The organism is Acidaminobacter sp. JC074 (assembly GCF_022496765.1).
GTDB lineage: Bacteria > Bacillota > Clostridia > Peptostreptococcales > Acidaminobacteraceae > JABXKX01.
Window position 1 is genome coordinate 24,571 of the sequence record NZ_VANV01000010.1, and the last position, 16,573, is coordinate 41,143.

The 16,573-nt window shown below is 35.0% G+C and carries 18 protein-coding genes; 15 read left to right on the top strand and 3 right to left on the bottom strand.

Annotated elements, in window-relative coordinates; translation table 11 throughout:
• Positions 1–101: 101 nt before the first annotated feature.
• A complete protein-coding gene (locus tag EZV73_RS12425; RefSeq protein ID WP_240840649.1) occupies positions 102–1,631 on the top strand; it encodes a DNA methylase in 1,530 nt (509 codons plus the stop codon).
• A gap of 8 nt (positions 1,632–1,639) precedes the next feature.
• Complete coding sequence (locus tag EZV73_RS12430; RefSeq protein ID WP_240840650.1) at positions 1,640–2,074, top strand: hypothetical protein; 435 nt, start codon at positions 1,640–1,642, stop codon at positions 2,072–2,074.
• Positions 2,075–2,138: 64 nt separating this feature from the next.
• Here the strand turns inward: EZV73_RS12430 and EZV73_RS12435 are convergent, their stop codons facing one another.
• A complete protein-coding gene (locus tag EZV73_RS12435; RefSeq protein ID WP_240840651.1) occupies positions 2,139–3,362 on the bottom strand; it encodes a type I glyceraldehyde-3-phosphate dehydrogenase in 1,224 nt (407 codons plus the stop codon).
• Between the two features lie 260 nt (positions 3,363–3,622).
• On the opposite strand from EZV73_RS12435, the gene EZV73_RS12440 reads away from it, so the two are divergent.
• From EZV73_RS12440 to sigZ, 10 genes are all read left to right on the top strand, one after another.
• A complete protein-coding gene (locus tag EZV73_RS12440; protein ID WP_240840652.1) occupies positions 3,623–4,057 on the top strand; it encodes a GNAT family N-acetyltransferase in 435 nt (144 codons plus the stop codon).
• 202 nt (positions 4,058–4,259) lie between these two features.
• Positions 4,260–5,252, top strand: a complete 993-nt coding sequence (locus EZV73_RS12445) for a helix-turn-helix domain-containing protein (protein WP_240840653.1) — start codon at positions 4,260–4,262, stop codon at positions 5,250–5,252.
• A gap of 60 nt (positions 5,253–5,312) precedes the next feature.
• Positions 5,313–6,050: a SagB/ThcOx family dehydrogenase gene (locus EZV73_RS12450; protein WP_240840654.1), complete on the top strand. Its 738-nt coding sequence runs from the start codon at positions 5,313–5,315 to the stop codon at positions 6,048–6,050.
• A 221-nt stretch (positions 6,051–6,271) separates the two neighbouring features.
• Entirely contained in the window at positions 6,272–7,375 is a 1,104-nt protein-coding gene (locus EZV73_RS12455; protein ID WP_240840655.1) for an amidohydrolase family protein, read from the top strand.
• Positions 7,372–8,514, top strand: a complete 1,143-nt coding sequence (locus EZV73_RS12460) for an amidohydrolase family protein (RefSeq protein ID WP_240840656.1) — start codon at positions 7,372–7,374, stop codon at positions 8,512–8,514. The genes EZV73_RS12455 and EZV73_RS12460 overlap by 4 nt, the downstream gene beginning before the upstream one ends.
• An 85-nt stretch (positions 8,515–8,599) precedes the next feature.
• Complete coding sequence (locus EZV73_RS12465) at positions 8,600–9,742, top strand: SEC-C metal-binding domain-containing protein (protein WP_240840657.1); 1,143 nt, start codon at positions 8,600–8,602, stop codon at positions 9,740–9,742.
• A 47-nt stretch (positions 9,743–9,789) separates the two neighbouring features.
• Positions 9,790–10,203: a GNAT family N-acetyltransferase gene (locus EZV73_RS12470; protein ID WP_240840658.1), complete on the top strand. Its 414-nt coding sequence runs from the start codon at positions 9,790–9,792 to the stop codon at positions 10,201–10,203.
• A 102-nt stretch (positions 10,204–10,305) separates the two neighbouring features.
• Positions 10,306–11,322 (top strand): helix-turn-helix domain-containing protein, encoded by a 1,017-nt coding sequence (locus EZV73_RS12475; protein WP_240840659.1) that lies wholly within the window; start codon positions 10,306–10,308, stop codon positions 11,320–11,322.
• Between the two features lie 119 nt (positions 11,323–11,441).
• On the top strand, positions 11,442–12,563 hold the full coding sequence (locus tag EZV73_RS12480) for a radical SAM protein (RefSeq protein ID WP_240840660.1): 1,122 nt from the start codon (positions 11,442–11,444) through the stop codon (positions 12,561–12,563).
• A gap of 9 nt (positions 12,564–12,572) precedes the next feature.
• Positions 12,573–13,121 (top strand): RNA polymerase sigma factor SigZ, encoded by a 549-nt coding sequence (gene sigZ, locus EZV73_RS12485; RefSeq protein WP_240840661.1) that lies wholly within the window; start codon positions 12,573–12,575, stop codon positions 13,119–13,121.
• A gap of 25 nt (positions 13,122–13,146) precedes the next feature.
• Here sigZ and EZV73_RS12490 read toward each other — a convergent pair whose 3' ends face one another.
• Both EZV73_RS12490 and EZV73_RS12495 read right to left on the bottom strand, forming a co-directional pair.
• Positions 13,147–13,482 (bottom strand): 2Fe-2S iron-sulfur cluster-binding protein, encoded by a 336-nt coding sequence (locus EZV73_RS12490; RefSeq protein ID WP_240840662.1) that lies wholly within the window; start codon positions 13,480–13,482, stop codon positions 13,147–13,149.
• Between the two features lie 57 nt (positions 13,483–13,539).
• On the bottom strand, positions 13,540–14,796 hold the full coding sequence (locus EZV73_RS12495; RefSeq protein WP_240840663.1) for an MFS transporter: 1,257 nt from the start codon (positions 14,794–14,796) through the stop codon (positions 13,540–13,542).
• Between the two features lie 66 nt (positions 14,797–14,862).
• On the opposite strand from EZV73_RS12495, the gene EZV73_RS12500 reads away from it, so the two are divergent.
• The 3 genes from EZV73_RS12500 to EZV73_RS12510 all read left to right on the top strand — a co-directional run bounded on the left by EZV73_RS12500 (position 14,863) and on the right by EZV73_RS12510 (position 16,570).
• Positions 14,863–15,270: a MarR family winged helix-turn-helix transcriptional regulator gene (locus EZV73_RS12500; RefSeq protein WP_240840664.1), complete on the top strand. Its 408-nt coding sequence runs from the start codon at positions 14,863–14,865 to the stop codon at positions 15,268–15,270.
• Positions 15,271–15,450: 180 nt separating this feature from the next.
• Positions 15,451–16,083 carry a hypothetical protein gene (locus EZV73_RS12505; RefSeq protein WP_240840665.1) on the top strand — a complete coding sequence of 211 codons (633 nt, stop codon included), beginning with the start codon at positions 15,451–15,453 and terminating at the stop codon, positions 16,081–16,083.
• Positions 16,084–16,129: 46 nt separating this feature from the next.
• On the top strand, positions 16,130–16,570 hold the full coding sequence (locus EZV73_RS12510; protein ID WP_240840666.1) for a Fur family transcriptional regulator: 441 nt from the start codon (positions 16,130–16,132) through the stop codon (positions 16,568–16,570).
• Positions 16,571–16,573: the final 3 nt, after the last annotated feature.

Consider the following 16,573-nt stretch of genomic DNA (forward strand, 5'->3'; position numbering starts at 1 on the left):
TAGCTAGTCTTTTTCTATAAAATTTAATGTGACTGTTATTGAATCGATGGGTATATTAGCGTATGATAAGAATGCAAAATGTTGAGAACTGAGGTGGAAAAATGACTCAAAAAAATCGAATATATATAGCAATTGATCTTAAGTCATTTTATGCTTCAGTGGAGTGTATGGAAAGGGGATTAGATCCCTTAAATACCAACTTGGTTGTTGCAGATGCTTCTAGAACAGAAAAGACAATCTGCCTGGCAGTATCACCTTCTTTAAAGAAGTATGGTATATCAGGCCGGGCAAGACTCTTTGAAGTTGTTCAGAAGGTCAAAGAGGTCAATGCAAACCGAATGAGATATGCTCCGGGTAGGAGATTTGTATCTAAATCTGTCTTTGCAGATGAGCTGGATCAATCACCTGAGCTGGCACTTGATTATATTGCTGCGCCACCTCGTATGGCCTTATATATGGATTACAGTACACGTATATATAATGTCTATCTTAAGTACGTTTCAGATGAGGATATACATGTTTATTCCATTGATGAAGTGTTTATGGATGTAACAGATTATCTAGACTCGTTAAAAGTGACACCAAGAGAGTTTGCAAAGATGATCATTAAAGACGTTCTTGAAACTGTCGGTGTTACTGCAACTGCCGGCATAGGCACCAATCTATTTCTTTGTAAGATTGCCATGGACATCGTTGCTAAACATATACCAGGTGACGAAGATGGTGTAAGAATAGCAGAGCTAGACGAGATGTCTTATAGAGAGCTCTTATGGAACCATAGACCTATCACAGATTTTTGGCGTGTAGGAAGAGGTTATGCTAAAAAACTAGAAAAACACCACTTATTTACCATGGGAGACATTGCAAGATGTTCACTTGGTGGTGATATGGATTACCATAATGAAGACCTCTTGTACAGCTTGTTTGGTGTCAATGCAGAACTCCTAATAGACCATGCATGGGGGTATGAGCCTTGTACATTAGAAGATGTTAAAGCTTATAAACCTGTCAGCAAATCTACAGGAGCTGGTCAAGTACTTCATTCACCTTATACATTTGATAAAGCGAGAATTATTGTACAAGAAATGACAGATGTGTTGGTCCTAGATCTTGTAGATAAGGGGCTTGTGACAGATCAGATGGTCTTGACGGTAGGTTATGATATAAGAAACTTGTCTGACCCTAAAATATCGAAAGCCTATAAAGGTGATGTTAAAACAGATTATTATGGCAGAAAAGTTCCTAAACATGCCCATGGCACGGTTAATCTAAAAAAGATGACTTCATCTACAAGCCTTATTCTAGAAGCGGTTATGTCTTTATATGATGAAATTGTCAATCCTGACTTACTGGTACGTCGAGTGAATATTGTAGCGGGTCATATTATGGATGAAAAGTCTGTTAAAGATGAACCTGTCCATGAACAACTAGATTTGTTTACAGACTATGAGAGAAAAGAGGCTGATGAAAAAGCTGAAGAGTCGATGTTGAAAAAAGAAAAAGAACTTCAAAAAACGCTCATTAACATAAAAAAGAAATTTGGTAAAAATGCTGTTTTAAAAGGTATGAACTTAAAAGAGGGTGCAACCATTAAAGAACGTAACAATCAAATTGGTGGTCATAAAGCATAGGAGGAATCATGAAAAAGACATCAGATAAATACGATGATATTTTACATCTTCCCAGACATGTCTCTAAGAAAAGACCTCAAATGCCAATTAAGGATAGGGCTGCTCAGTTTGCTCCCTTCTCAGCAGTCGTAGGTCATAATACAGCTGTAAAAGAAGCGGCACGTCATACTGAGAAAAGAAGAGAACTTGATGAGACCGGAAAGTCTTTGGTGGATGAAAAGCTTAGAGAGATCGATATGCACATGCCTGATGACGTTTCTGTAGACCTTGTTTATTTTGAAGCAGATGCTCTTAAAGAGGGCGGACGCTACATTAGAAAAATTGGCCTGGTAGATAAGATTGATATCTATACAAGGCAGGTTCATTTAAAAGATGGCATTAAAATTCCCATAGATGAGATATACACCATAAGTATTTTAAGAATTGAAAGCGAAAGAGACTGAAAAAAAATCAGTCTCTTTCTTAATAAATAGAAATATGTAGCGATTAAACGAATGTTAATCTATCTTATAACTCTTTATCTACGTGAACGATGATATTAGATAATGAGTTTACATAAGAACCAAATTCATTGTCATACCAGCCGAATATCTTGGCGTGAGTAACAGGTAATTGCATGTCGCCAGCAGCACCCATTTCATAAACAAAGTTGCTTGGTAGTGGTAAAAAGCCAGTCTTTGTTCTGGTTTCAGAGCCTTCAATGACTGCTGAAGCTTTGAAGCCTCTTAGGTCAGAAGATACATTTTGCTCATCCGAGAAAACTAGGTATCCCTTTTGACCATTCATAGCAGCTTTTTTATAGATATCATTGATGTATTCTTGAGTAAGCTTTGGTTCACCAGATGCTTCTAATTTTGATCTAAAAGTTAGGTTCAAAGATACCAATGAAACTGTATTCGTTGGGATTCTAACAGAGTCCGCCATAAAACCAATCGACTTGATTTCAGGTAAAATGAACTCTAAGGCTTTGGCTGCACCTGTAGATGTTAGAATAATGTTGTTAAGTGCAGAACGATTCTTTCTTAAATCACTAGCACCCTGTGCTGGAAGTGCATCTAAGAGATTTTGATTATTTGTTGCTGCATGTATAGTTGACATTGAAGCGGTTAAAATTCTTGATGTTTCAATATGGTCAAGAAGCGGCTTCATCATATGTGAAAGAGCAGTTGTTGTACAAGAAGCTGCTGAGATGATCTTGTGCTTATCATTGTCATAGTTTTCATGGTTGATACCATAAACAAGCATGGTTGCATCTTCTGGTAACTCCAGTTCTTTGCCTTTAATTTTAAATGGTGCAGATACGACAACTTTTTTAGCTGTTTCTAAATGGCCTCTTACACTGCCTCTGCCAGCGTCTTTATCCATTGTAGGATCTAAGAAGACACCTGTACAATCTACAACAACATCAACACCATGTTGAGACCAATCGATGTCTTTTGGATTTCTCTCTTTAGTGAGGAAAATGATAGGCATACCATCGATTTCAAATTCAAACTTATCTTCATCAATTATTTTTACATTAAGTGATTTGCCACTGTAGCCATACATGAATCTATCTAAACTGCCGTAAGTTGAATCACTCAGTATGAAGTTAAGTAAATCCTTAACAGATGTACCTGCAGTTCTACCTAAACTGATAACAAAGCCATCAAAGTGTTTGATGATTAATTGATTCCATAAAACAAGTTTTCCGATTCTTCCTAAACCGTTGATTCCTAAATATTTTTTCATTGCTCCTCCTTGGTGGGTAAATTTCGTCCCAGTTCAAACAATACACATTCTACATTAGTCTGGGACAAATGTGAACCCTCATTTGAGAAATAATTTAGGCTTATTTTTGAGGCTGCCTTGAAGATAGTAATGCCAATAGGACAAATTTGTCCCGCTTGAAAAAAGTTTTTGACCTAGTGAAATTTCGATGAAAATATCTATATGCTAGATCGATTTTGGGTAAGAATTAAGAGAATGATTTAATAGAAATGGAGATGACTATGGACAAATATAAAATAAGAAAAGCAGACATTGATGATGGTGACTTGTTAGGTATCTTAATGAAAAACGCCTATTCTATATATGATAGGGCACTTAACTTGCCACCTTTATTTGCAGATTACAAAGAAGAAATCAAGCTTTATCCTTGTTGGGTAATTGAGGTTGAAGGAAGGATAATAGGTGGTTTGTTTATGTACTTTGATGAGAAGGCATATATTAACAACATCGCTCTCGATCCTGACTTTAAAGGCAAAGGTTACGGAAGAATCTTAATGGATTTTGCTGAAAAAACAGCTTCAGATAAAGCTTATGATGATCTGCATTTGGCAACTCACATAAAACTGAAAGACAACATAAATTATTATATAAAGCTGGGGTATGAAGAAGTTGAAAGAGATGAAAATAAGGTATATTTCAGAAAAAGATTGATTTAGCCAATCAGTTTTATGCATGTCAAACTGATCTTTTGTGGTATGATGGTATTAGAAAACAAAAAAACTTATAAAAAAATATAGTGGTGAAAGTACTGCAAATACACATATGCAACTGGTGGTTGACAAATTAGAAAGCCTGATTGGTAGTCTGCTACTGACTCAAATGCTATGCTCGACTTACAAAAGTTGAAAGGAGAACAAAATGATATTAGCAGATAAAATTATTAAACTTAGAAAACAATCTTCTTGGTCTCAAGAAGAGCTAGCAGATAAGATGAATGTTTCTAGACAATCGGTTTCTAAATGGGAAAATGCATCAAGCATTCCTGATCTGAATAAGATATTACTCATGGCAGAAATATTTGGTGTATCTACAGATTATTTATTAAAAGATGACATTGAAGATGTACAGGGGGTTCAGAAAGATTATGAACCAGATGTATGGAAAGTAACTTTAGAAGAAGCAAATGACTATGTGGAAACAAAGTTGGAGATGAACCGCTTGAATGCTAGAGGCGCTTTAATATGTATCTATTCAATTATTCCGCTCATGTTCTTTTTAGGACTAGCTAGCCAAGGTATTTTGGGAATTACTGAAAATATGGCCTTGATAATTGGTATGACTTCATTACTATTAATGATCGTTATAGGTGTCAGCATTTTTATCAGATCGAGTCAACTGAAAACTGATATAATAAAAATTGAAGAAGAAACATTTGAGCTTTCTTATGGTGTGGATAGCATATTTAAAGAAAAAGCCAAAGCATTTCGAAATGTATATAGTCAAAAGATTTCAATTGGTGTTGGTTTGATAATTATGAGTTTCATGCCCTTAATGATCTCTGCTATGTTAGGACAAAATGGTTTGGTGATCTTATCCATGTTGTGTCTTATGCTGATAGTTGTTGGAATAGGTGTTTATATCTTAGTACCTGCATCTATAGAAAACAGTGCCTACAATTGCTTGTTAAGCCAGGGGGAATATGCACCGAATAAGAAAAAAGAGACCAGACGTATTGAACAGTTTGCGACATTCTATTGGCCTCTTGTTACAGCTATTTATATTGGTTGGAGTTTGTTTACTATGAACTGGGGTGTTACATGGATTGTATGGCCTGTAGCTGGTATTTTATTTGCAGCCTTAGTAGGTCTGATAGGATTTTTAGAATCTAATAAAGAAATGAATCATGAATAGGCATCTAAGATATCTATTTCTTTGTGTTATAATAAAATAACAAGACTTAAAGGGGGACTTATGAAAGATAATAGACAGTTTATGAAAGCCTTTGATTGGGGCGTAGAACTTTCGACCAAATCAGACCAACAAAAAGGTTACAAAATGCCTGATATGTTTAAATCACATGGAGGATATGATTTGATAGCACTGCCTAAAATGGAAGACATATCGGTTGAAGAAAAGTCATTTTCTAATATCATTATGGATAGAAGGTCTAGAAGAAAGTATACAGGTGAGGCCATTTCTATAGACACATTATCCTATCTTCTTTACACCAATTCAGGTGTAACAAAGACACTTGAAAATACTTACCTAAGAGCATATCCAAGTGGTGGTAATAGACAGACCTTTGAAACTTACTTGACCATTCAAAACATCCAAGGTCTTAAAGAAGGTATTTACAGATACTTACCTTTAGAACATGCTTTGATTTATTTAAATGAACTGGATCAATTAAATGACAGACTAGCTGCTGCATGTGCTGGACAGATTTGGGTAAAAAAAGCTGCAGTAACTTTCATTTGGACTTGTATCCCTTATAGGGGTGAGTGGCGATATATGGATAGAGCCCATAAGGTCATGTTATTAGACGCAGGTCATTTATGTCAAAACCTATACCTAGCATGTGAGGCGTTAGATAATTTAGGTACATGCGCTATAGGTGCTTATGATCAAAAGAAAATGGATGAACTTATTTCTGTAGATGGTGATGACGAGTATGTTATTTACCTATCACCAGTTGGTGTTTATAGATAAATAGACAAGGATAAATTGGTTGACCAGTTTATCCTTTTTTATTGGTTTGAAAACTTGTTTTTCATAAGTAACGAAGCACTCGATGTACTGAGTTCTTATTTGAATTAAAATTTGATTATAGTAGCTAAATTTTAGGATACAGAAATATTGGTGGTATATTTTAAAAATTAAGTGATATAATGAATTTGTTAGGAAGATACATAAGAGAATTAGAGGTGGCTATGATAGTATTAAAGAATTGTCATGCATATGTTGGTGATAAAGAAGGCTTTATCAAGATACATATATATGTTGAAAATGAATCGATTATTAAAGTAGCAGAAAAATTAGAAGTGGCTTCAGAAGACCAAGTGATCGATGTTAAAGGTTTGTATGTGACACCAGGACTTATTGAACCACACTGTCATATAGGACTCAAAGAGCATGGTGTGGGTTGGGCAGGATCAGATGAAAATGAAGATTATGAGCCAATCCAAGATAAATGCCATGTCATAGATGGCATCAATATGCTTGATAAGAGTTTTGACGATTTTAGAAGAAGTGGTATTACTAGCGTAGGGGTTTTCCCAGGTGGCAACTGTGTCATTGGTGGCTATGGTGCAGCTATTAAATGTAAAGGTAAAATTGTAGATGAAGCCATCATCCAGACTGATATTGGTTTAAAGGCATCACTGGGTGGTGTGGTAAAAGCACATTTTCTTAATAAGAAAAAAATGCCTTTAACAAGAATGGGCATCATGTCTCTTTTAAACCAATTTGTTATGGATGCTAAAGCTGGTCATGACCATAAAGGATTAATAGAAGGTCAGGTGCCATTTGTGGTGTCGTGCGAAAGATTAGACGATATACATTCAGCCATAAGATTTGCAAAAAAGCATGACTTAAAACTTAAACTTGTAGGTCTTTCTGATTACGATCAAGTAAAAGAACTCTTAAACGAAGAGAAAATCGAATATGCACTTGGTCCTATTATGGATTATGCCAGTGCAAAAGAAACCATAGGTAGAGACCGGTATAGACATATTACAGGAAATGATATGCTTACAGGATCACTGACAACGTGTCATCCGTCTATTAACGGTAGATACGCTTCTTTACAAGCCAGTATTATGGTACAAAATGGCTTAGATGTCTCTTCAGCTATAAATGCAATGACGTTAGGACCAGCCGCTTTTTTAGGCATAGAGGCTAAAGTGGGTTCTTTAGAAGCAGGTAAGGATGCAGACCTAGTCATATGGGATGGTCATCCACTAGAACTTAATTCAAAGGTCTTGGCAACCATGATAGACGGTGAGTTTGTATATAAAGGCGGTGATTTCAAATGATAGCTTATAAGGCAAAACGAATATATACAATTGGAAACGAATATATAGATCAGGCATACCTACTTATTAAGGATGGTAAAATTGTTGAGATTTCTACAGAAGTTGATAAAAATATAGAAGTCGTTGACTTAAGTCACAAGATGATTATGCCAGGTTTAATTGATCCTCATACCCATTTGGGTGTTTGGGGTGATGGTGAAGGTCAGGCTGGTTATGATGGTAATGAATGGTCTGCAGTTGTATCAGGCCATGTACATATCATGGACTCCATTAATCCAAAACAGATGAGCTTTCAAACAGCCATTGAAGGTGGTGTGACATGTGCACAGGTATTGCCGGGTTCTTCAAATGCTATTGGTGGTCTTTGTTGTGTAGTTAAGACTTCTGGCGATTCATTAGAGGAAATGCTTATCAACCCATGTTCTGGTTTAAAAGGTGCGACAGGTGAAAATGTCAAGAGAACTCATGGTCAAAATCAAAATCATGGTACCATCACCAGGATGGGGGTTGCCTCAAAAATAAGAAATTACTTTAATGAGGTCCTAGACTATAAAGAGAAAAAGAATCAAGCGGGTGAGGATTTTAAAGTCAATTTAAATTATGAATCTGGCTTAAAAGTTATCAATAAAGAAATACCATTTAGGGTTCATGCTCATAGACATGATGATATTGTTTCTGTGACAAGATTGTGTGAAGAGTTTGGTATTGATTATTCTATCGAACACTGTACAGATGGTCATTTGATAGCTGATTATCTAGGACCTAGAAAATCAACTGTTATGTTAGGACCTGGTTTATCATCAAGTGGAAAGGTGGAAGCTGATAACTACTCGGATAAAAATGCATCTATTTTACATGAAGCAGGTGCAAGGGTATCTTTGATGTCGGATCATCCCTTCTTGAATATTAGATATTTCTTACATTATGCTGCAGTTGTTCATAAACACGGTTTGGATATGGATACAACTTTAAGAGCCATTACCATTAATCCTGCAAAGGCTTTAAATGTAGACCATAGAGTAGGATCATTAGAAGCTGGAAAAGATGCAGACTTTATTGTACTTGGTGGTTTACCACTTACCTTAGAGGGAAGAATAGAAAAAACATACATAAATGGCACTTTAAAGTGGGAAAGATAAGAAAAAAAGACTATCTTCTGTTGATTCAGAAGATAGTTTGTTTTTATTTTAAAAACCTGATAACATAAATTGTGAGAGGTGAAAGATGAATTTAAATGATTTAATGGTTTCTGAAAATCTGTTTGACCCTTTATACAGTTCCATAGCATTAAAGGGGCCGATTGTAAGAGGTATTCAAGACAACCTGATGAAGTACAAAAAAAATGACTTGTTAGAGATTGCTGACATTTTAGAAATGGAAATCCCTAAGAGTCTTAACAAAACAGAAATCTGTAAAAGAATGATAGCAAACTATCAAGATGAGAGCATGCTGGCTTCTATCTACATCAACTTTACAGATCAAGAGTTGGATTTAATTGAATTATTAATAGAAAATGATGGAGCTGTAGTAGGTAATATCATCTATTCAGCAGCAAAGTTCTTGTTGGATATAGGTTTCGTGCAACTATATAAGATTGATGACGACTATCATTTTATAATGAGTGACGAGATGAAAGAGATTTTCTTAAGTCTTGATAAGGAAATGTTAAATGATATTAGAGCAGCACAGCAATCTGTGACGGATTATACGAGAGCTGCTATGAATTTATATGGGTCGATAGCTTATGACAGACTAAAGTCTTTTTATATGATTCATATGGAAGAAGTCACTCAACCACTACTTGATGAAGAAGTTTTGGATGTCCTTTTTATAGGCCAGTTTGTTAAAATGCATCCTTATTACTTTGATGGTGAATACTTTTATGCCCAGTTTTATTCAGAAGAAGATGAAGAAATCGGTAGACAAATTGCTGATAATGGAAAACCATACTATTTACCTTCTTACGATGTTTTTATCAGGTATGCAAGTACAGGTTATGTGGAAGAAACATATGAGTATAAGGCCATGGAAGATTTCATCAGAAGACATGTTACAAGTGATGACATAAAGGTCGAAAACTTCATGATTAGTTTAGGCTATATATGTGAGTATATGGGGATGAATGGTGCAGTTGAAGAACTAGAAGAAATGGGTTATGTATTTAACTCTGATCAAGAATTTCACCGATTTGCCATGCTTTATCAAGCCTTTAATAACAATACTAGAATGTGGTCTAACCATGGTTATACGCCGAGCGAGCTAAGTGGAATAAGACCTAAAAAAGTCGGTCGAAATGAGCCATGTCCTTGTGGCAGTGGCAAGAAGTTTAAGAAGTGTTGTGGAAGTCCACTAAGAAGTGTGAAATAAAAGGGTGCTGATGATTCAGCGCCTTTAACTTTATTTGAGGAGAAAAGATGGAAATAAGACAAAGTGATTTGAAGTCTCCTTATCTCAAGCAACTGTATAAGATGTTTTTAAAGGTATGGGACCATGTAGATGCGTTTGAAGAAACAAAAAATGGACTCGAACTTCCATATCCAATTCTTGCACTAGAAGAAGGTGATTTGATTGGTGGTCTTTCTTTTACTGCTTATCAACATCCTGATAAGGACCAAATGGCCTTATGGATCAATGCTCTATATGTAGACAGGGCGTTTAGAGGCAAACATGTAGCCAGTAATTTGATTTCATATGCAGAAGAAAAAGCGAGGGAGATGGGCTACACCGAAATCCTTGTTTACACTGACCTGGCTTCGCTTTATCTGAAGTTAGGCTATAAGTCTTTGTCTTATAATGGCTCTCATACCGTACTCTTAAAAACACTCTAAGTCACCTGATAGGTGACTTTTGTTGCTGGTTAGGTTATTGTTATGTTTGAAATCTCGCTATATACTTTATTTATCAGCTGATGAATTTAAAAGGAGTGTATGATGAATATAGGAAGACAAATTAAAAGATTAAGAAAAGAAAAGAATATAACACAAGACATATTGGCTGACCATTTAGGTGTTTCACCCCAATCTGTTTCTAAGTGGGAAAATGGTATAACAACACCTGATATTGGGTTACTACCTGATATTTCAGTTTATTTTGGCATAAAAATTGATGATTTATTTATGATTCCTGAGAAATCTCACTATGACAGAATCGAAAACATGCTTGACCATGAAAGAGACTTAAGTGATGAGGACTTTAATTATGCAGAAAGTTTTCTGTTAGAAAGGTTAGATACCAAGGATTCAGCAAGGGCCTATGGTGACTTAGCTCATCTATACAATCATAGGGCTTCGAGCCTAAATGAAACTGCTTATGAGTATGCTAAATGTGCTCTTGATTTAGAACCTGAAAATAAATCTCATCACATAGCTTTGTGGGATGCAGGTCATGCGGTTTGTGGTGATGATCATTATGATAACCACTTTGACATAATAGAGTTCTACATGTCCTTTATTAAAAAGAATCCTCAAGATAGAAGAGCCATGATTACATTGATTGAAAACATGTTCGCTGATGGTAGATACATAGAAGCAGAGCCTTATGTTGATAAGCTTAGTGAAGACGATTACATGCTTGGCTTGTATAAAGGTGATATTATGCTGGCAAGAGGTCGTAAAGATGAGGCATTGTCACTTTGGGGGGATACATTAGAAAGACATCCTGTCTGGCAAGCATTTTGTTCTAGAGGTGATCGTTATAAAAAACTTGCTATGTTTGATCAGGCGATTGAAGATTATGAGATGTCTATGAGTCTTCAAGAAGCTCCAAGAATTGTTGATGGCTTGTTATCTCTTTCTCAGATATATGAGAGTCAAGGCAGGTATGACCTGGCTATAGAAGCTAGGAAGAGACAACTTGAAATTCTCATTGATGACTATAAAATCAACTCAGGTGAGTTCATCGATAAACCTAAAAGAGAAATCAGTAGGCTATTAGGTCTAAAGTTCTGAGAAATCAGAACTTTTTCTTGTATAGGCGTTTGTTTTTCTGTATGATAGAGACTGTTATGATTTGTGATTCGATGAAGGATTCGTTATAATACTTAAAAGAGTAAGAATTTGGAGGAAAAATGAAAATATCAAAAAAAGATGCTTTGATGTGGTTTGAGTTTTTTGCAGAATTACCGGAAGATGAAATGTTGTCATCTATGCATGAGGAAATCGTCTATGCAACCTTCGCTCAAATTGAAGAGGCAGTTAATGCAAGATATGAAAAGTTGATGTCTGAAATTAAGACTTTAAAAACCTTAGAAAATAGAAGTTACTATGTAGGTAAAGAAAGTGACTTTCCTAAAGGCTGCAGGTCTTGTTTAATAGGGACTGGTTTAAGTGCCGTGAGAAAGACAAATAAATGTAACCTTGAATGTAAATTTTGCTACAACTATGGTCAACTAGATGACAGTCCACCGATAGGCGAAGGTATGTGGGAAATCGGTGGTACAAAGATGTATGAAAAAGACATTGATCTTTTATTATCAATCCACGAAAAGCCAACAGGTGTTTCGTATGTTTATTTAGAGCCTTTTATGGAGATAGAAAAATACTACTCTGTCATAAAAAAGTTCAATGATCAAGGTATTCATCAACATATGTACACCAATGGAACTTTAGCTACAGAAGCTTCTTTAAAAGCACTTGGTCAAGCAGGACTTGATGAAATCAGATTCAATCTAGGCGCATCGGATTGTTCTGACGAGGTAATAGAAAATATCGCACTCGCTAAGAAATATATCAAGTATGTTGGTATAGAAACACCAATGACACCTGAACTTTATGAGACTTTTATTGAAAAGAAAGAACAGATATTATCCACAGGTCTTGATTTTATGAACTGTGCTGAACTGCATTTAAATGAAAACAACATTTACAATTACTTTGGTGAAAATATGTATATTGCTAGACATGGTTATATATCACCTGTATGGTCAAGAAAACTGACACTCAAGTTGATGAAGCTTGCAGAAGATGAAGCGTGGGATATTTTGATTCACGATTGTTCAAATCATACCAAGTTTGCAAGAGGCCTTAATTTGAATAGCAAGTCTTGGTTTGGTGCGAGTAACTATGCTTGTGAATTTGATGCTATTCCATTTGATGTATTTTTACCAATTTTAAGAGATGATTCTTTTGAGTTTCTAAGTGAAGAAGCTTTACCAATCGAATATATGCCTTTAGGATTCGATTTAATCTAAGGAGATATTATGTCGCAGTTTGATGAGATTTGGATGGTCTTTAATGAAAAACTTTTATACTATATTCAGTCTAAAGTAGGAAATGAACATGATGCAGAAGATATTTTGCAGATCGTTTTCTTGAAAGTCTACAAGGGTTTTGAGTCGCTAGAAAACAAGGAAGCCCTAAAACCATGGCTGTATCAGATTACAAGAAATTCAATCATTGATTTCTATAAAAAGAAAAAAGAAATCTCTCTGGCACCTGAATCATTACCTGACATTGTGATGGAAGAAGATCCTGATAATATGAATGATGAAATAGCAGGATGTTTAAAGAAAATGCTTTATGATATCCCAGACAAATATCAAGATGTTTATAGAATGTATGAGGATCATGGTATGAAACATAAAGAAATATCAGATGAGCTGGGTATCAGCGTATCTGCTTCTAAGGTGAGACTGAAAAGGGCAAGAGATTTATTTAAGAAGAAACTCTTAGACTGCTGTGATTTTGAAACCGACCTTTATGGTAATATCATTGATTATACAAGTAAAATAGATTGTAAAAACTGCTAAAGCCCAACATTTGTTGGGCTTTAATTTATAAAGTTTTTATTTGGACGGGGCTGACGCCACAAGTGTTAGAGCTGGAGTTACCATTTTTAATGTTATCCGCATAAAGTTTTAAACGTTCTTTTCTAACAGCGCTTAAATCCTCTCTTTGATAAACAATTTCCATGCCTTCTTCAGGTTTTGTACCACAAGCATATTTTTTCTGACCATCCACTTCAATCAAACATGCCTTACAACACCCACTTCTTTTTTTGTTTCTAAAACAAGGTGCAGTTATGGTGATGCCATGCTCATCTGCAATTTCTACAATATTTTTATTGGCATCCTCAACTTGAATGTCTTTACCATCAATTTTAATTTTCATATTTTCTCCTTCTTTCAATTACATCTACATCCTATAGACGATTGAAAAAGTAAAAGGTTACATTTGTGCTTTCTTGTGATTGATTCTTACAAAAGCATATAAAACCGAAAGGATGATACCAATGATAAACATGGCATTGTCCATGCCGTAATTTTCTGCTATAAAACCTAGAGCAGGCGATAATATGATGATGATAAATGCCTTAAGTTGAGAATCTATACTCAGTACAGTCGCTCTTTCTGACTTGTCCATAAAGTGGTCACAATGGTCTACAAAAATAGGCTTTCTCATGTCTCTTGAAAGTCTTAAGATGATAAATGCCAGTATGATGAGTAGGGTCCACTGGAACTTGATTGAGATGGCCATGATAAAGAAACAAATTATGAGAGCAAGATAAAATAAGTTCATCAATTTATCGGAACTGAGATACTTGCTAGCTTTATAGATTCTCTTTGAACCTGCAGAGCCTAAGATGTTGATCACAAAGTATACCAAACCAAGAATGATCTTAAGATTATCATCCGCTGACATAGAGGAGATGACCACTAAGCCGGAAGCCAGGATAATAGCCTCAAGTATGGGCTGTATGTAATCCTTACAGATAGAAATAAAGCCATCAAATGATGCTGAGTTAAGAAGGATTCTTCTAAGTTCTGGCTTCTTGAAAATACCTAGAAGGTGATCTTTTATCATCCTATAAACTGAACCGGTCTTTTTACTATCGGGTCTATCGAGTTCACTAGGATAGGATAGGATCAAAAGTAAATCCAATATATATGGAATAACTGTAATTAAAAATATATAGTTTGAACTTGGTATATTAAGAATTAAGATGATGGCAAGTATTGAAGAGATTGCCGATCCCTTTAAAGAGTAAGATCTTGTTCTTCCGTAAACATAAACCTTGTGTTTTTCCCAACCCTTAAGTTCAAGGTACTTATAAATCATAGCCTTATGTGTACCTGATCTAAAGGCTTCACCAAGTCCGAAAAAGACCATGGCAAGAACAGCTAGCTTAAAGTCTTTTACAAAGAAAAAGAGGATAAAGGAGATGATATAGAAAACAAAACACATAGACAACTCTTTTTTCTTGCCTATCAAGTCTGCTATAATGCCTGAAGGTATTTCAAATATATAGGTAATCAGTTGCGATATACCAAAGAGTATACCTATGTCGAATAAGTTCATACCTTTACCTAAAAGATAGATGAATAAATAAGGTTCGAAGAACTGTAGATTTTTTAAAAAGCCATAAGCACAGAACTTCCATATTTGCCTGTCTTTTTTTATTTCAAGTTGAAGTTGTTTGTCCAATCTTATACTCCCATCTATTTGACTTAAGCAATAGTAGATTTTATAATGACTTTAAAAGGAGCGACTATGAAAGAAATCACATCGGTTAATGAAGCCATTAGAATATTATCAAGATACCCAAAAAAAATTAAACATACCACGCCAAGATCGTCTTCAAGATATATCAGACTCATGAAGTTTATTCGTTCTAAAGAAGGCATACTTGCTTCAGAGCTTGCATCTATGATGAACATAAAGCCTGCTTCACTTTCTGAGATGCTTTCAAATCTGGAATCAGATGACCTGATAAGAAGAGAAAAAGACCAAAATGACAAGAGAAGACACTGCTTTTATCTGACTGATAAAGGACATGAACATCTTTTTAGACACAAACATGACCAGTATGATATCTTTAAGGACATATTAAGTAAAGAAGAAGAAGCGCTCTTTATTGACTTGACCAATAAGCTCATTCATTCACTTACTAACGAGTAATATTTTGGTACCTAACTATTGTAAGTTTATAAGAATACAATTACTTTGTCAACAAGGACTTCTAAGGAGGTTCTTTTTCATTTTGAGAGTTTATGAAATTTTTAAATTTGCTTTGTATCAGATTTAAGTTTCTTGTTTATAGTGTATGTATCGGAAGAAGATAATACAAAGGAGAAGAAAATGAATAAGATAAAAACAGTATACGATATTGTACAAGTAATGAGAAAAAGAGAACAAATAGAAGGTACTTTCAAATGTGATGTTTTAAAAGATGGAGAAAATATTTTCGAAACTGAGAATGAGTTTAAAAAAGACCTCAATGGCGGAAAGTCATTTGTCAAATCTAAAATGGTATATGACCATGATGGTGTGAAAGTAAAAAATGAGTTTGAATCAGAGGGAGATTTTGAAAAAGAAATGCATCGAGGTCATCATTTTAGAGGCCATCACTTTAGAAATCATGATGAGTGTCAAGCAGTGGGGTGTAGAGAGCCACTTAAAAAGTTATCAATGCTTTTAGATTTACTTAATAAACTAGAGCTAGAAGCAGTTGATGATAAGAAAAAATTCAGATTAGACTTAGATATTAAAGATTATGAAACTGAGATGATGAGTCATAGAATGCATCAAAGACAGATGAAAGCCATGCAAGATTTTAAGACATTTGAATCTGGTAGAGTTACCATCACAGGTTTTATAAGTCAAGGTCATGTTATTAGAAATATGGAGATTTCCTTTACAGGTTCATATTTAGACCTTGAAGATCAAAGTCATGATCTAGTGGTAAATGCCTTTACAAGCATGGAAGAGTAGATGATAGGGCTTACTTATGTGAGCCCATTTACTGTTAGGAGAAAAAATGAAACTTTCCTTAAATGAGTTAGAAGAGCAAATAGTAGATGCTGGTTATAAGTTAACATTTGCAAGAAAGTCGATTACAGATATTTTTTTACGATACAATGATTCTCAGTTGACAGCAGAGGATTTTTATAAGTTAATTAATGACAGTCATGAAAAAATTGGCATAGCAACCATCTATCGAACTTTAAGCTTGTTGACGGAATTAGGAATTCTTAGTAAGCTAAATCTAGACGACACACACAGTAGGTATGAACTGAAAAATGAAGGTGTTTTAAAGTGTTATATGGTCTGTAAATCCTGTGGTCAAATAATAGGTGTGCAGAAGATACCTCTTTATGCTTTGTTTTCAGATGTAAATGACTACTTTGAGTTTGAAATAGACAGTATGAATATCATTGTAAAGGGCTTATGTGCATCATGTCACATTATAAGTAAATGAGGA

What these genes read in the sequence shown, in the direction of transcription:
- EZV73_RS12490 (WP_240840662.1), bottom strand. Translation starts at nt 13,482, where the DNA reads ATGAAAATTAAAATTGATGGTAAAGACATTCAAGTTGAGGATGCCAAT.
- EZV73_RS12475 (WP_240840659.1), top strand. Translation starts at nt 10,306, where the DNA reads ATGAATATAGGAAGACAAATTAAAAGATTAAGAAAAGAAAAGAATATA.
- EZV73_RS12425 (WP_240840649.1), top strand. Translation starts at nt 102, where the DNA reads ATGACTCAAAAAAATCGAATATATATAGCAATTGATCTTAAGTCATTT.
- EZV73_RS12510 (WP_240840666.1), top strand. Translation starts at nt 16,130, where the DNA reads ATGAAACTTTCCTTAAATGAGTTAGAAGAGCAAATAGTAGATGCTGGT.
- EZV73_RS12435 (WP_240840651.1), bottom strand. Translation starts at nt 3,362, where the DNA reads ATGAAAAAATATTTAGGAATCAACGGTTTAGGAAGAATCGGAAAACTT.
- EZV73_RS12505 (WP_240840665.1), top strand. Translation starts at nt 15,451, where the DNA reads ATGAATAAGATAAAAACAGTATACGATATTGTACAAGTAATGAGAAAA.
- EZV73_RS12500 (WP_240840664.1), top strand. Translation starts at nt 14,863, where the DNA reads ATGAAAGAAATCACATCGGTTAATGAAGCCATTAGAATATTATCAAGA.
- EZV73_RS12440 (WP_240840652.1), top strand. Translation starts at nt 3,623, where the DNA reads ATGGACAAATATAAAATAAGAAAAGCAGACATTGATGATGGTGACTTG.
- EZV73_RS12450 (WP_240840654.1), top strand. Translation starts at nt 5,313, where the DNA reads ATGAAAGATAATAGACAGTTTATGAAAGCCTTTGATTGGGGCGTAGAA.
- sigZ (WP_240840661.1), top strand. Translation starts at nt 12,573, where the DNA reads ATGTCGCAGTTTGATGAGATTTGGATGGTCTTTAATGAAAAACTTTTA.
- EZV73_RS12480 (WP_240840660.1), top strand. Translation starts at nt 11,442, where the DNA reads ATGAAAATATCAAAAAAAGATGCTTTGATGTGGTTTGAGTTTTTTGCA.
- EZV73_RS12430 (WP_240840650.1), top strand. Translation starts at nt 1,640, where the DNA reads ATGAAAAAGACATCAGATAAATACGATGATATTTTACATCTTCCCAGA.
- EZV73_RS12445 (WP_240840653.1), top strand. Translation starts at nt 4,260, where the DNA reads ATGATATTAGCAGATAAAATTATTAAACTTAGAAAACAATCTTCTTGG.
- EZV73_RS12465 (WP_240840657.1), top strand. Translation starts at nt 8,600, where the DNA reads ATGAATTTAAATGATTTAATGGTTTCTGAAAATCTGTTTGACCCTTTA.
- EZV73_RS12460 (WP_240840656.1), top strand. Translation starts at nt 7,372, where the DNA reads ATGATAGCTTATAAGGCAAAACGAATATATACAATTGGAAACGAATAT.
- EZV73_RS12455 (WP_240840655.1), top strand. Translation starts at nt 6,272, where the DNA reads ATGATAGTATTAAAGAATTGTCATGCATATGTTGGTGATAAAGAAGGC.
- EZV73_RS12470 (WP_240840658.1), top strand. Translation starts at nt 9,790, where the DNA reads ATGGAAATAAGACAAAGTGATTTGAAGTCTCCTTATCTCAAGCAACTG.